The sequence below is a fragment of the Vibrio anguillarum genome, assembly GCF_001989995.2.
GTDB lineage: Bacteria > Pseudomonadota > Gammaproteobacteria > Enterobacterales > Vibrionaceae > Vibrio > Vibrio anguillarum.
The window spans coordinates 1-14,952 of sequence record NZ_JAHGUP010000012.1 but is presented as its reverse complement, the minus strand read 5'-3'; the positions used below and the strand labels follow the sequence as shown (position 1 = coordinate 14,952).

General features: G+C 46.5%; 12 protein-coding genes and 1 tRNA gene. 11 read left to right on the top strand and 2 right to left on the bottom strand.

What is annotated here, in order from left to right; all coding sequences use genetic code 11:
- Positions 1 to 102 precede the first annotated feature (102 nt).
- Positions 103 to 2,691, bottom strand: a complete 2,589-nt coding sequence (gene mutS / locus PL85_RS02485) for a DNA mismatch repair protein MutS (RefSeq protein WP_096035988.1) — start codon at positions 2,689 to 2,691, stop codon at positions 103 to 105.
- Positions 2,692 to 2,933: 242 nt separating this feature from the next.
- Positions 2,934 to 3,824, bottom strand: a complete 891-nt coding sequence (gene cysM / locus PL85_RS02480) for a cysteine synthase CysM (RefSeq protein WP_115339501.1) — start codon at positions 3,822 to 3,824, stop codon at positions 2,934 to 2,936.
- 212 nt (positions 3,825 to 4,036) lie between these two features.
- Here cysM and cysP point away from each other — a divergent pair, with 212 nt between their 5' ends.
- The 11 genes from cysP (at position 4,037) to PL85_RS02425 (ending at position 14,950) form a co-directional block, all read left to right on the top strand.
- The gene (cysP, locus tag PL85_RS02475; RefSeq protein WP_019281910.1) at positions 4,037 to 5,038 is read left to right on the top strand and encodes a thiosulfate ABC transporter substrate-binding protein CysP; all 1,002 of its coding nucleotides are present in this window, start codon (positions 4,037 to 4,039) and stop codon (positions 5,036 to 5,038) included.
- Between the two features lie 66 nt (positions 5,039 to 5,104).
- Complete coding sequence (gene cysT / locus PL85_RS02470; RefSeq protein ID WP_017046719.1) at positions 5,105 to 5,962, top strand: sulfate/thiosulfate ABC transporter permease CysT; 858 nt, start codon at positions 5,105 to 5,107, stop codon at positions 5,960 to 5,962.
- 10 nt (positions 5,963 to 5,972) lie between these two features.
- A complete protein-coding gene (cysW, locus tag PL85_RS02465; protein ID WP_088728610.1) occupies positions 5,973 to 6,836 on the top strand; it encodes a sulfate ABC transporter permease subunit CysW in 864 nt (287 codons plus the stop codon).
- The gene (locus PL85_RS02460) at positions 6,833 to 7,960 is read left to right on the top strand and encodes a sulfate/molybdate ABC transporter ATP-binding protein (protein ID WP_115339502.1); all 1,128 of its coding nucleotides are present in this window, start codon (positions 6,833 to 6,835) and stop codon (positions 7,958 to 7,960) included. Before cysW ends, PL85_RS02460 begins: the two co-directional genes overlap by 4 nt.
- 113 nt (positions 7,961 to 8,073) lie before the next feature.
- Positions 8,074 to 8,565 carry a nicotinamide-nucleotide amidase gene (gene pncC / locus PL85_RS02455; protein WP_088720873.1) on the top strand — a complete coding sequence of 164 codons (492 nt, stop codon included), beginning with the start codon at positions 8,074 to 8,076 and terminating at the stop codon, positions 8,563 to 8,565.
- A gap of 133 nt (positions 8,566 to 8,698) precedes the next feature.
- A complete protein-coding gene (gene recA / locus PL85_RS02450; protein WP_010320444.1) occupies positions 8,699 to 9,745 on the top strand; it encodes a recombinase RecA in 1,047 nt (348 codons plus the stop codon).
- A gap of 35 nt (positions 9,746 to 9,780) precedes the next feature.
- Positions 9,781 to 10,284 carry a recombination regulator RecX gene (gene recX, locus PL85_RS02445; RefSeq protein ID WP_017048942.1) on the top strand — a complete coding sequence of 168 codons (504 nt, stop codon included), beginning with the start codon at positions 9,781 to 9,783 and terminating at the stop codon, positions 10,282 to 10,284.
- A gap of 121 nt (positions 10,285 to 10,405) precedes the next feature.
- Positions 10,406 to 12,988 (top strand): alanine--tRNA ligase, encoded by a 2,583-nt coding sequence (gene alaS / locus PL85_RS02440; protein ID WP_115339503.1) that lies wholly within the window; start codon positions 10,406 to 10,408, stop codon positions 12,986 to 12,988.
- Between the two features lie 205 nt (positions 12,989 to 13,193).
- Positions 13,194 to 14,381, top strand: a complete 1,188-nt coding sequence (locus PL85_RS02435; protein WP_115339504.1) for an aspartate kinase — start codon at positions 13,194 to 13,196, stop codon at positions 14,379 to 14,381.
- 92 nt (positions 14,382 to 14,473) lie between these two features.
- Complete coding sequence (csrA, locus tag PL85_RS02430) at positions 14,474 to 14,671, top strand: carbon storage regulator CsrA (protein ID WP_010320440.1); 198 nt, start codon at positions 14,474 to 14,476, stop codon at positions 14,669 to 14,671.
- 186 nt (positions 14,672 to 14,857) lie between these two features.
- Positions 14,858 to 14,950 (top strand) — tRNA-Ser (locus PL85_RS02425).
- Positions 14,951 to 14,952 lie beyond the last annotated feature (2 nt).

Below are 14,952 nucleotides of genomic sequence, written 5' to 3'. Positions count from 1 at the left end.
AACCATTGATTTATAAAACCGTTGATTTATAAAACTATTGCATAAAAGCACAAAAGGCACCGACTTAAAATCGATGCCTTTTTTATTTGTAATATCAGATTGTTACATTAGCTTCTTCAAGCGATAAAGCGCTTCTAATGCTTGGCGAGGCGTTAGATCGTCAGGATCAATAGCTGCTAATGCCTGTTCGACTTCGCTTGGGTCTGGGATCAAACTGAGTTGATTAGCAATATCTACAGTTGAGCTTTTACTGCTATTAGGTTGTTGCTGGCTTAGTAATTCAAGCTGCGACAGTTTAGCGCGCGCGTTTTTGATCACGGTTTTAGGCACGCCAGCAAGACCTGCCACTGCTAGGCCGTAAGATTTACTTGCCGCCCCTTCTTGAACCGCATGCATAAAGGCAATGCTATCGCCATGTTCCACGGCATCTAAATGCACGTTGGCTAAGTGAGGTAGCTGGTTTGGCAGCTCGGTCAGTTCAAAATAATGAGTGGCAAATAGCGTTAGCGCGCCAATTTGGCTTGCGAGCCATTGTGCACTTGCCCAAGCCAGTGATAACCCATCATAGGTACTGGTGCCGCGGCCAATTTCATCCATCAATACCAAGCTATTTTGTGTCGCATTATGCAAAATGTTGGCAGTTTCGGTCATTTCAACCATGAAAGTAGAGCGACCAGAGGCGAGATCGTCCGATGCACCAATGCGGGTGAAGATGCGGTCAATCGAACCGATGTGTGCTGCTTCTGCTGGCACATAACAACCGATATGCGCTAATAAAGTAATCAATGCAGTTTGGCGCATGTAGGTCGATTTACCGCCCATGTTAGGCCCGGTAATGATCAACATTTTTCGTTGCGGATTGAGCTCAATTGGGTTGGCAATGAAGGGGTCATTCATCACTTGCTCAACGACAGGGTGACGGCCCGCTTGGATATGGATCGCTGGCTCTTTACTTAAGGTCGGGCGACAGTAATCTAAGCTTTCAGCGCGCTCGGCAAGGTTTTGCAACACATCGAGCTGCGATAGCGAAGATGCAAGGTTTTGCATCTGCTCTAAATGAGGCAACAATAAGTCAAATAACTCTTCCCAAAGCTGCTTTTCCACTGCTAGTGCTTTTGATTTCGAGTTGAGCACTTTATCTTCATGCGCTTTTAGCTCGGCAATAATATACCGCTCGGCATTTTTCAGCGTTTGGCGGCGCACATAGTGGGGAGGAACAAGGTGACTTTGGCCACGGCTGACTTGAATGTAGAAACCGTGAATCGCGTTGTAGCCGACTTTGAGCGTATCAATGCCGTGACGTTCGCGCTCTTCAGCTTCTAATTTATTCAAGTATTCGGTTGCGCCGTTGGCTAAATCACGCCATTCATCCAGTTCGGCGCTGTAGCCATCGGCAATCACGCCACCATCACGAATCACAACTGGTGGGTTGTCTTTGATCGCTCGCTCAAGCCGTGTGCACAGCTCATCCAATGGCTGTACATGATGAGTTAACTGAACTAAGTGGGGTTGCGACAAGGGTTGCAGTATTTCACTGAGCTGCGGCAATTGCTGCATCGCATGTCGCAGGCGTGCTAAGTCTCTTGGGCGAGCGGAACGCAATGCCAAACGAGCAAGAATACGTTCAATATCGCCAATCTGTTTCAGCACAGGTTGTAATTCACTAAACAGAGCAAGCTGTTTCAACTCGCCGATCGCATCAAGGCGTTGATTCAGCGTATCAATACAGCGCATAGGTTGGTGTAACCAGCGTTTGAGCATGCGGCTGCCCATTGGGGTGGCGCAGTGATCGAGCACTTCCGCTAAGGTGTTATCAAAGCCACCGGACAAGTTCTGCGTGATCTCTAAATTACGGCGCGTGGCGGCATCTAAGATCACCGAGTGATCTTGGCGATCAAACGTCAGTGAACGAATATGAGGCAGTGCAGTGCGCTGCGTATCTTTCACGTATTGAATCAAGCAGCCAGCGGCGCATAAGCCCAGTTTTGCCTGTTCTACGCCAAAACCGACCAAATCACGCGTACCAAATTGTTGGTTCAACTGCTGTTTTGCTGTCTCTAACTCAAATTCCCAAATAGGGCGGCGACGGTTGCCTTTGCGATTGCCCATTAAAGTGACTGGCGTGAAATCTTCAGGGAAGAGCAGTTCGCGCGGTGCGGTGCGTTGCAGTTCGGCGGCCATCGCCTCTTCGGTTTCTGGCTCGCTCAGTTGGAAGCGCCCTGAAGTGATGTCTAAGGTTGCGTAGCCAAAGCGACCATCGTGGTGGTAGATGGCGGCAATTAAGTTATCGATTCGCTCAGAGAGTAAGGCTTCATCCGTGACCGTGCCGGGCGTGACAATCCGCACCACTTTACGCTCAACGGGGCCTTTGCTGGTGGCAGGATCGCCAATTTGTTCACAAATCGCGACGGATTCGCCCTGCTGTACCAATTTCGCTAAGTAACCTTCCACGGCGTGATAGGGAACGCCCGCCATTGGAATAGGCTCACCCGCAGAAGCACCGCGTTTGGTGAGTGATATTTCCAGCAATTGCGATGCGCGTTTAGCGTCATCGTAAAACAGCTCGTAGAAATCGCCCATCCGATAAAAGAGCAGAATATCGGGATTTTCGGCTTTCAATTGCAGATATTGCCGCATCATCGGGGTGTGCTGTGGTGAAGACTCGGCGGAAGATGCGCTGGATTTGCTCATGTTATTCGTCACTCGATTATCAATGGCTGACTGTGAAAATGACCACCCTACAGGAATGGCAGCGGCCTTAGCTCTGACATGAGTTAGAAAGAATCGTCAGAACATGCATTTAAATAGTTGGAGAGGATAACAAACTTCGCTATTGCTGAGCAATCAAGGGATGCTGATGTGGAAGCAAAGCCAAGGGCTAAAAAGTGATGAGCGCGTCAGCACTGATTAGCCCGTTGGGTTGGAGATTCGATCTAAGAAAAAAGACCGGATGAGAGATAACGATCGCCTCGATCGCAAATGATGGCGACAACCACCGCTCCGGGATTTTGTTGCGCGATTTGTAACGCAGCGAAAACGGCGCCTCCAGAGCTGACGCCAGCGCAAATACCTTCTTGGGTTGCCAAAGCACGAGCCGTATTGATGGCATCTTGCTCTTCGATATCGAGTACCACATCAACACGTGATGATTCAAAAATGCCGGGTAAATAAGCTTGAGGCCAGCGGCGAATGCCCGGAATTGCACTGCCTTCTGCTGGTTGTAAACCGACAATGCTTATCTCTGGATTTTGCGTTTTTAGATAGCGAGAAGTGCCCATGATGGTGCCCGTTGTGCCCATACTTGAGACAAAGTGGGTGATTTCCCCGTGGCTTTGTTGCCAAATTTCTGGGCCAGTAGAATCAAAATGAGCTTGCGGATTGTCGGGGTTATTGAATTGATCGAGTACTTTTCCTTTGCTTTCACTTTGCATTTTTAATGCTAAATCGCGCGCTCCTTCCATGCCTTGCTCTTTGCTGACTAAAATGAGCTCACAACCATACGCTTTCATTGCGTCTTTACGCTCTTGGGTAGCATTATCTGGCATGATTAAAATCATTTTGTAGCCTTTGATGGCGGCCGCCATTGCCAGCGCAATACCCGTGTTGCCGCTGGTCGCTTCAATGATGGTATCGCCCGGTTGGATCTCTTGGCGACGCTCTGCTTGCACTATCATATTGAGCGCTGGGCGATCTTTGACTGAACCTGCTGGGTTATTGCCTTCTAGCTTGACCAATACGGTGCTTGAGGTGTGAGCCGCCAGTCGCTGCAAGCGAACTAAAGGCGTTTGCCCGACATATGCTTCAATCGTTGGAAAGTCCGCCATCATGTTGTCCTTAATTTTGTACTCGGAAGAGTAAGGTGACGTATCCACCTTACCGAGTACTACTATAAAGTCGTGCTGGTAATTGGCATACAATTTATTGCTAGAGTTTATTCCAAAAAGTTCTAGTTATCCTCTTTGTTATAATTCATTTTCCTCATACTCTAATTGCTAAGGACGCCATTTTGGCCGTAGTGATTAGGGAGTAGCAATATATGAAGTTCATCAAGTCAGCCTTAGCCAGCTTATTAGCCGTAGGATCGTTGAATGTTTCGGCCGCGGATCAAACTATTCTCAACTCATCGTACGACATCGCTCGCGAGCTGTTTGCTTCTTATAACCCAGTGTTTGAAAAACACTGGCAACAAAAGACAGGCCAAACAGTGGAGATCAAACAGTCGCACGGTGGGTCATCTGCGCAAGCTCGCTCAATTTTGCAGGGGTTAGCCGCCGATGTAGTGACATTCAATCAGGTAACGGATGTTCAGGTGCTGCACGATCGTGGCAAGCTTATCGATGCTAATTGGCAAGAAAAATTGCCCAATGCAAGCTCACCTTACTACTCCACGACCGCATTTTTAGTGCGCAAGGGAAATCCAAAAAATATTCAAGATTGGGGCGATCTCGCTAAAGCTGATGTGGCTTCTGTATTCCCCAATCCTAAAACTTCAGGCAATGCACGTTATACCTATTTGGCCGCGGTCGGTTATGCACAAAAGACTTTTGGCAAAGAGAACCAAGCCGAACAGGATCAATTCCTCAAACAATTTTTAGCCAATGTCGCGGTATTTGATACTGGTGGCCGTGGTGCGACTACTTCGTTTGTTGAACGTGGCATTGGCGATGTGCTGATTACGTTTGAATCTGAAGTGAACAATATTCGTCAGCAGTATGGCGTGGATGAATATCAAGTAGTGGTGCCTAAGACCTCTATCTTGGCCGAGTTTCCCGTGGCCGTGGTGGAAAAAAATGCCAAGCGTAAAGGCACGCTTGAGGTAGCCAAAGAATATCTCGCTTATCTGTACAGTGAAGAAGCGCAACGTTTACTGGCTGGGTTTAACTACCGCGTTCATGATGAGAAAGTGAACGCAGAATTTGCTGATCGCTTCCCTGAAGTTGAATTGCTAACAGTTGAGAGCATTGCTGGCGGGTGGGAAAGTGCCATGAAACTTCATTTTGCCAATGGCGCGAAGCTTGACCAACTTCAACGTCGTTAATTCGTCATCGCCACCTGCGCTGAGTGTGGGTGGTTTTCTTACGCATCCGTTTTGTTTCGAGGGTTTATGAGCCATTCCTTCACCGCTTCTTTATCTCGCCCACGCCATAAAAGGGTGCTACCCGGATTTGGTATTAGCCTCGGTACTTCGCTGTTTTTTGTCAGCTTAGTGCTGCTATTGCCCGCCAGTGGTTTGATTATGCAAACGAGCCAAATGTCGCTCACCGAGTATTGGCAGGTGGTGGCGGACCCTCGTGTACTGGCCAGTTACAAAGTAACGGTGGGCGCGGCACTCATCGCCTCATTGTTTAATGGCTTGCTAGGATTATTGCTCGCTTGGGTGCTGGTTCGTTATGATTTTTATGGCAAACGTATTCTTGATGCTTTAGTCGATTTACCGTTTGCTTTGCCTACCGCCGTTGCAGGCATCACGTTGGCGACGCTTTACTCATCCAATGGCTGGGTGGGCAGCGTACTTGGCGAGCTTGGAATTAAAGTGGCTTATACCCCCTTGGGGATTGTTGTCGCGATGGCGTTTACCAGTATTCCGTTTGTGGTGCGCACGGTACAACCCGTCTTGGAAGAGATCTCCAAAGAAGAGGAAGAAGCGGGAATGACGTTAGGCGCATCAGACAGCGCCGTATTTTGGAAAGTGATCATGCCTTCGATTCGTCCAGCACTATTGGTTGGTATTGCACTCTCATTTACGCGTAGCTTGGGCGAGTTTGGTGCAGTGATTTTCATTGCGGGCAATATGCCTTACGTCAGTGAAATTACCTCATTAATGATTTTTGTACGCTTACAAGAATTTGATTTTCCGGCGGCGAGTGCCATTGCCTCGGTAGTATTGATGGCATCGTTATCGCTGCTACTACTGATCAATCTATGGCAGGGTGCATACCTGCGTCGAATTCATGGACGTTAAGGAACCGATGATGAAAGCACATCAACCGTTACGAGTCGGTGAAGCACTTTGGGTGAAGTGGAGTTTGATTGGCTTTGCGCTGTTTTGGGTTGCATTGTTGCTGATTATCCCGCTAGTGAGCATTTTCAAACAAGCCTTTGCCAGTGGTTTATCGACTTATATTAGTCATTTAATTGAACCCGATACGCGTCATGCCATTGGTTTAACATTGCTAGTTGCGCTACTCACGGTGCCAATTAACTTAGTGTTCGGCGTGTTATTAGCTTGGGCAGTGACTCGTTTTGAATTTCCGGGTAGAAAAATATTAACCACTTTAATTGATATTCCGTTTGCCGTATCACCGGTTGTTGCAGGCCTTCTGTATTTACTGCTTTACGGCAGCAGTGGTTGGTTGGGCGAGTGGTTGTTTGAGCGCGATCTGCAAGTGATGTTTGCTTGGCCGGGAATTTTATTGGTCACGGTCTTTGTGACTTGCCCGTTTGTTGCTCGTGAGCTGATCCCGCTGATGCAGCAGCAAGGCCGCTCGGATGAAGAAGCCGCGGTTATTTTGGGTGCATCTTGGTGGCAACTGTTTCGTCGCGTCACCTTACCAAATATAAAGTGGGCACTGATTTACGGTGTCATCCTAACCAATGCGCGTGCCATTGGTGAATTTGGCGCAGTAGCGGTTGTGTCGGGCAATATTCGTGGTGAAACCAATACCTTACCGCTACATGTGCAGCTACTGTATGAAGATTATCAATCGGAAGCGGCGTTTGCTAGCGCCTCGCTATTGGCTTTCATTGCATTATTAACCTTAGTTTTTAAAGCTTATGTTGAATGGCGTCAACACAACAATCAGACAAAAACGAACAGAGAGCAAGAGACGGTATGAGTATACGTTTAGACAACATTTCCAAACAATTTGGTCCATTTCAAGCGCTCTCTCCGCTCTCGTTACAGATTGATGATGGCGAGATGATTGGCTTACTTGGTCCTTCAGGCTCAGGCAAAACCACTTTGTTGCGCATTATTGCCGGCCTTGAAGGTGCTGATAGCGGAACGATTCATTTTAGAGATCGCGATGTGACTCATGTTCACGTTCGCGAGCGCCGAGTTGGCTTTGTGTTTCAAAACTACGCACTTTTTCGTCATATGACGGTGGCTGACAATGTCGCGTTTGGTTTGCAAGTGATGGATCGCCGTCATAGACCAGCGGCGGCGGAAATCACCAAAAGAGTCAAACAGCTATTGGATATTGTGCAACTTGGCCATTTAGCTGAGCGCTATCCTGAACAACTGTCCGGCGGGCAAAAGCAGCGCATCGCCTTGGCTCGCGCTCTTGCAACAAAGCCGGAAGTGCTACTGCTGGATGAGCCTTTTGGCGCACTGGATGCCAAAGTGCGTAAAGAATTGCGCCGCTGGTTGCGCAGCTTGCACGAAGAGCTCGGTTTTACGAGCGTATTTGTCACCCACGATCAAGATGAAGCACTTGAACTCTCTGATCGCGTGGTCGTGATGAGCAATGGCCGCATCGAACAGATCGACTCGCCAGTGCAGCTTTATGCTCAACCGAACAGTCGCTTCGTCTTTGACTTTTTTGGCAATGTGAATGTATTCCAAGCCAACTGGAATAACGAGCAGTGGGTCAACGGTCAATCGTTTATCTTACCGCCGAAAGATCACGCGATTAATCAATCAGGAAAGTTGTATGTACGCAGCCATGAGTTGAGCCTATCGAACAAACAAAATAGCCAAGCTTCATTGCCTTTTGAAGTGGTCTCTGTCAATCCTGTTGGCGCGGAAGTGCGAGTGGAACTTGCGCCAGTCGGCTGGGAGAGTGAGCAATTATGGGAAGCAAAATTAACCCATAGAGCATTGAGTGAACAACCGCTCACACGAGGCGACAAAACCTTTGCTACACCACAAGTGGGCTACTTTTTTGGTGAGGAGAGCAGCACTCCGCACACCATTCGTTGGCCATTCTTAGACGCAGATAGTTTAATGTTTGAGATCTAAATACAACGGACGAACGATTGAGAATGGGTACGCTTGCGTGCCCATTCTGTTTTCTGGAGATTCAATTTGCTATAAAGGTTCAAGCAAGATAACGTGGCTTTGGAGAGGGCGTAATGAAAGCGATTTTTGCATTAAGTGAACAATTAGGTCAGCAATTGTTAGCACAAAAAGAGATCCTCACCAGTGCTGAATCATGCACTGGTGGTGGTGTGGCATTTGCACTTACCGAGGTTGCAGGAAGTTCGGCTTGGTTTGAACGATCGTTTGTGACCTACAGTAATCTCGCTAAACAAGAGATGCTCGGTGTCAAAGCACAGACACTGGTGGATTTTGGCGCGGTTTCCGAACCCGTGGTGCGTGAAATGGTACAAGGAGCACTTTTGCATTCCCAAGCCACTATTGGTGTAGCGATCAGTGGTATTGCTGGTCCTGACGGTGGTAGCGCAGAAAAACCAGTGGGAAGCGTATGCTTTGCATGGGCTTCTAAGCAAGGCTGGGAACGTGCTGAGACGCTTTGTTTTAAAGGCGATCGCGCACAGGTGCGCAAGCAGGCGATTACTCATGCATTACAAGTGGTGAGTCACTTTTTATCGCAGCCAAATTGAACCTAGTCGAAATTTTTTCGACACAGCTATGGACACTGTATGAATCAACAGTATAATTAACCCCAATTGGCGACTAAAGAGTCGATAAAAAATTTAACGAGCCGCTACCCACAGCGACAGTTTGGAGAAAGTAATGGACGAAAATAAGCAGAAGGCGCTAGCCGCAGCACTGGGTCAAATTGAAAAGCAATTTGGTAAAGGTTCGATCATGCGCCTTGGTGACAACCGTACAATGGATGTTGAAACCATTTCTACCGGTTCACTTTCTTTGGATATTGCATTGGGTGCTGGTGGTTTACCAATGGGACGTATCGTTGAAGTCTACGGCCCTGAATCATCAGGAAAAACAACGTTAACGCTGGAATTGATCGCAGCAGCACAACGAGTGGGTAAAACCTGTGCTTTTATCGATGCAGAACATGCCCTTGACCCAATTTATGCTAAAAAACTGGGTGTGAACATCGATGAGCTGTTGGTTTCACAACCTGATACGGGTGAACAAGCGCTTGAAATTTGTGATGCCTTGGCCCGTTCTGGTGCCATTGATGTTATCGTCATTGACTCTGTGGCTGCACTGACACCAAAAGCTGAAATTGAAGGTGAAATGGGCGATAGCCACATGGGTCTACAAGCACGTATGCTTTCTCAAGCGATGCGTAAGTTAACGGGTAACCTAAAACAGTCCAACTGCATGTGCATCTTCATTAACCAGATCCGTATGAAAATTGGTGTGATGTTTGGTAACCCTGAAACCACAACAGGTGGTAATGCCCTTAAATTCTACGCTTCAGTTCGTTTAGATATTCGTCGTACAGGCTCTATTAAAGAGGGTGACGAAGTCGTGGGTAACGAAACGCGTATTAAAGTGGTTAAGAACAAAATCGCGGCTCCCTTTAAACAAGCGGATACTCAAATTCTTTACGGACAAGGTTTTAACCGTGAAGGTGAATTGGTTGATCTCGGCGTGAAACATAAATTAGTTGAGAAAGCGGGCGCTTGGTATAGCTATAACGGTGATAAAATTGGTCAAGGTAAAGCAAACGCCTGTAAATTCTTGAGAGAGAATCCAGCCGCCGCCATGGCTCTTGATACTAAGTTACGTGAAATGCTGCTCAATCCAGCCGAGTTAATTGTTGAAGAACCTATTTTGAGCGAAATGCCTCAAGAAGAAGAGTTGTAATCTTCTCCACGTTTATATTTCAACAAAGCCCTGCAATGCAGGGCTTTGTTTTATCCATGACCAATAGGGACAGTATGTATTCCTCTAAATTCAAATCGACGTTATCGTGCAAAGAGTGCGCATTGCAATTACTGAGCCGGCGAGATCACAGCGAGCATGAGCTACAGCAAAAGCTCATTAGTAAAGGGTATGATACGGAAATTATCGTTCAAACAATGAGTTACTGCCTTGAGAACCATTATTTGGATGAACTGCGCTATGCCGCAAGTCAAATAAGACAACATGTCACTAAAGGTCATGGTGAGCGGCGCATTCGACAAGAGCTGAGCCAAAAAAGAGTCAGTAGCGATGATATTGAAACCGCTTTATATCAAGAGCCTCAAGATTGGTTTGAATTGGCAAAAGCAGTGGCTGAAAAAAAATTCAGAGAACCTGCGGAAAAAGGTTCAAAAGAACATGCCAAACAAGTACGTTTTTTGCAGTATCGAGGTTTTAGCTTCGAGCAAATTAGCTACGCTTTATCATCATCGGAAGCTTAACTCTTCGTCTGATCCGCAATTTATTTCCTGCCATGCCTTTTCTATAAGAAAACTAGTCGAACTCTTGTCCATGCTTTACAATAACGCAAAATTCTAACTTGAGTATTTCAGGAAGAGCTGCATGTTTATGAGCACTGATGAGGTTCGCCGCGCGTTCCTCTCGTTCTTTGAAAGTAAAGGACACCAAATTGTTGATAGTTCATCATTAGTCCCCGCTAATGACCCAACCCTGTTGTTCACAAATGCAGGAATGAACCAATTTAAAGATTGTTTTCTTGGTTTAGAAAAGCGTGCTTATACACGTGCAACAACGGCTCAACGTTGTGTGCGAGCTGGTGGTAAGCATAACGATCTGGAAAACGTTGGTTTTACCGCTCGTCACCATACCTTTTTTGAAATGTTGGGTAACTTCAGCTTTGGTGATTATTTCAAAGAAGACGCTATTGCATACGCGTGGGAGTTTCTTACTGTAACACTCAAGTTGCCCGCTGATCGTCTACTGGTTACCGTGTATGAAACCGATGATGAAGCATTTGATATCTGGAATAAAAAAGTAGGCATTCCGGCTGAGCGCATTATTCGCATTGGCGATAAACCGGGTGGTAAAGCTTATGAGTCAGACAACTTCTGGCAAATGGGTGACACGGGGCCGTGTGGTCCTTGTACTGAAATTTTCTATGATCATGGCGATCATATCTGGGGTGGTCCTCCAGGTTCGGCAGAGGAAGATGGCGATCGTTTCATTGAAATTTGGAACAACGTATTCATGCAGTTTAACCGTCATGCCGATGGCACGATGGAGCCACTTCCAAAACCTTCCGTTGATACTGGTATGGGTATTGAACGTATTTCTGCGATCATGCAGGGTGTTCACTCAAACTATGAAATTGATGTGTTTCAAGCCTTGATTAAAGCCGCCGCTGATGTAACGGGTTATGGCGATCTTTCCAATCAATCGCTACGCGTTGTTGCTGATCACATCCGTTCTTGTGCTTTCTTGATTGTGGATGGTGTGATGCCATCGAATGAAGGCCGTGGCTATGTACTGCGTCGGATTATTCGTCGAGCGGTGCGTCATGGTAATAAATTGGGCGCACAAGGTGCTTTCTTCCACAAACTGGTTGGCCCATTAGCACAAGTGATGGGAACGGCTGGTGAAGAACTGAAAAAGCAGCAAGCGCTTGTAGAAAAAGTGCTGCGCATTGAAGAAGAGAACTTCGGTCGCACTCTTGAACGCGGTATGGTGATCCTCAATGATGCACTCGATAATTTAGAGGGTAGCGTACTGGATGGTGAAACTGTCTTTAAACTTTACGATACCTACGGTTTTCCGGCTGATTTAACTAATGATGTTGCACGTGAACGTGAGCTGACCATTGACGAACAAGGTTTCGAAAAAGCGATGGAAGAGCAGCGTCAACGAGCGCGTGAAGCGGGCCAATTTGGCACTGACTACAATGCAATCATTAAAGTTGATACCAATACCGCTTTCTGTGGCTACAGCGCGACACAAGGCGAGAGCCGCATTGCCGCTATGTTTGTTGACGGCAATGAAGTTGACACTCTATCTGCGGGTGATAAAGCGATTTTGATCTTGGGCGAAACACCTTTCTACGCTGAATCCGGTGGTCAATGTGGTGATGCGGGTGTTATTCAAACGGCCACGGGCTTGTTTAAAGTTGAAGATACACAAAAACTCGGCAACGCCATTGCTCATCACGGTGAACTTATCGAGGGCGTACTCGCCAAAGGCGATGAAGCGAAAGCCATTGTTGATGCTAAGCGCCGCGCTGCAATTTCACTGAACCACTCCGCCACACATTTGTTGCATGCTGCACTTCGCCAAGTATTAGGTACGCACGTGGCGCAAAAAGGCTCATTGGTAAAAGCAGAAAGCTTGCGTTTTGACTTCTCTCATTTAGAAGCAATGACGCCCGCAGAGCTAAAAGAAGTGGAACGTCTAGTGAACGCGCAAATTCGCCGTAACCACACGATTGAAACCAATATTATGGACATCGAAGCGGCAAAAGCCAAAGGTGCTATGGCACTGTTTGGTGAAAAATACGACGATGAAGTTCGTGTATTGTCGATGGGTGATTTCTCAACCGAACTGTGTGGTGGTATTCACGCAAGTAACACCGGTGACATCGGCCTATTCAAAATAGTTTCTGAAGGCGGTATTGCCGCTGGCATTCGTCGTATTGAAGCGGTGACGGGTGAAGGTGCGCTGGATCTATTGGATCAACAGCAGGCTCAATATGAAGTCAAAGTGGCTGAAATGGCGGCTAAAGCGAAATCTTTGGAAAAAGAGTTACAGCAGTTAAAAGATAAACTTGCAGCGAAAGAAAGTGCCAATCTGATCAGCAATGTAAAAGAAATTGCGGGTGTGAAAGTGCTAGTGGCTCAACTTAATGGCGCCGATAACAAAGCGCTGCGTGGTATGGTTGATGAGCTAAAAAATCAGTTAGGCAGTGGCATTATCATGCTGGGTAATGTGGCTGATGATAAAGTGGGTTTGATTGCGGGTGTGACCAAAGATCTTACCGCTAAAGTTAAAGCAGGGGAGCTGGTCAATATGGTTGCCTTGCAAGTGGGTGGTAAAGGTGGCGGCCGTCCGGATATGGCTCAAGCGGGAGGTACGGATGTTAATGCCTTGCCTGGCGCTTTAGCTTCCGTAGATGCTTGGATTGCTGAGCATCTATAAACCGCTGTAATAAGTCACGCTCAATCACTGTTTTTTGATTGGGCGTAATTTTATTTACCAAACCAAGTGGTCTAATTGGCGCAATAGGATACGAGCCAGTTATCTGCTTGGTTTTGTTTTTGTAACTACTGAATCGATACTCAACATAGTGCTCTGCTTTCGATTTGGTCCTAATGAGACTTTGGTCTTGGGAAGGTGAAGATAGGTGAAAAAGCCCCTTATCGTGCAAAAGTTTGGCGGAACCTCGGTGGGTTCAATAGAACGAATCCATACCGTCGCTGAACACATCATTAAGGCGAAGAATGATGGTAATCAAGTGGTTGTAGTTGTTTCTGCAATGTCAGGAGAAACCAATCGACTGTTGGGCTTAGCACAACAAATCGATAGTGTACCAACTGCAAGGGAACTTGATGTTTTGCTCTCTGCTGGTGAGCAAGTGTCTATGGCGCTATTAGCGATGACACTCAATAAATTAGGCTATTCAGCTCGCTCACTAACCGGAGCTCAAGCGAACATTGTGACCGATAATCAACACAATGACGCGACGATTAAAATGATTGATACTCGAACGATTACCGAGTTGCTGGCACAAGATCATATTGTGGTGGTAGCGGGTTTTCAGGGTGTGAATGAGAATGGGGATATCACCACTTTAGGACGTGGAGGTTCTGATACTAGCGCTGTGACGCTAGCGGGAGCTCTTAAAGCCGATGAGTGTCAAATATTCACTGATGTGGATGGTGTTTACACATGTGATCCACGTGTGGTTGCAACGGCTCAAAAATTAGAGATCGTTGATTTCCCGTCAATGGAAGAAATGGCACGTAAAGGCGCTAAAGTTCTGCATTTACCTTGTGTGCAATATGCGTGGGAAAATGAAGTTCCTTTACGCGTATTGTCTACTTTTGATGTAAACGCAGGCAGTCTAATCAAAGGTGAGCAGTGTCATAAAGCAGTATGTGGCATTGCGATTCAACGCGACATGGCGCTTATTACTGTGCAACATGATCATTTCCCGAGTTTAGCCAAGCAGTGCCAAATGCTCGGTGTCGAAGTGTGGAGTGTGATCGAAGAGGCAGAATGGACAGGTGTCATTATAAAACGAGACGCATGTGCTAAATTAGCTCTGGTTTTCAATGACAAAATCCGTAATAGTGAACCCGTTAGTTTATTGACCACGGTAGGTTTGCTGGCTCAGGAATTAGTTGAGCGCTCATGTGAATTACTGGCAGAACAAGGAATAGAAGTAAGTTCTCTTTCGGTTGATAAACAATCGTTAATGCTGGTTATGCAGCCACAACATGTTGATAAAGCAGCCAATATTTTACATGAGGCCTATATAGGGTCAGATGAGCTGTTAACTTCTCACCTAAAACATGCATCTTTAGGGTGAGAGCGCACTAATAGATAGTTTACGAAAATATAACTTTTAGTGGATAATAGCGCAGTTGCAATATAATACAGAGATTACTCAAGGAGCAAAGAATGCTAATTTTGACTCGCCGCGTTGGCGAAACACTAATGATCGGTGATGAAGTGACAGTAACAGTTCTTGGTGTAAAAGGTAACCAAGTGCGTATCGGTGTGAATGCACCGAAAGAGGTTTCTGTCCACCGTGAAGAAATCTACATGCGCATTCAAGCTGAAAAAGGTAATGGTAGTGTTGCACCTAGCAACTACTAATTATCACAAGGAAGGCTAGCGAATTTTGCTGGCCTTTTTTATGCTTTGAAGTCACTGATATGACAGAAAAGTTTAATTTCACAGCGCTTTGATTAAATAGCCAACGGTTGATTTGATTTTTGTCGCTTTTACCAAGAAAGTGTTTGACATATTTTTGGTAAAAAGTAATATGTGCCTCCGCAAGACGGTGAGGTGGCCGAGAGGCCGAAGGCGCTCCCCTGCTAAGGGAGTATACGGTTTATAGCCGTATCGAGGGTTCGAATCCCTCCCTCACCGCCATT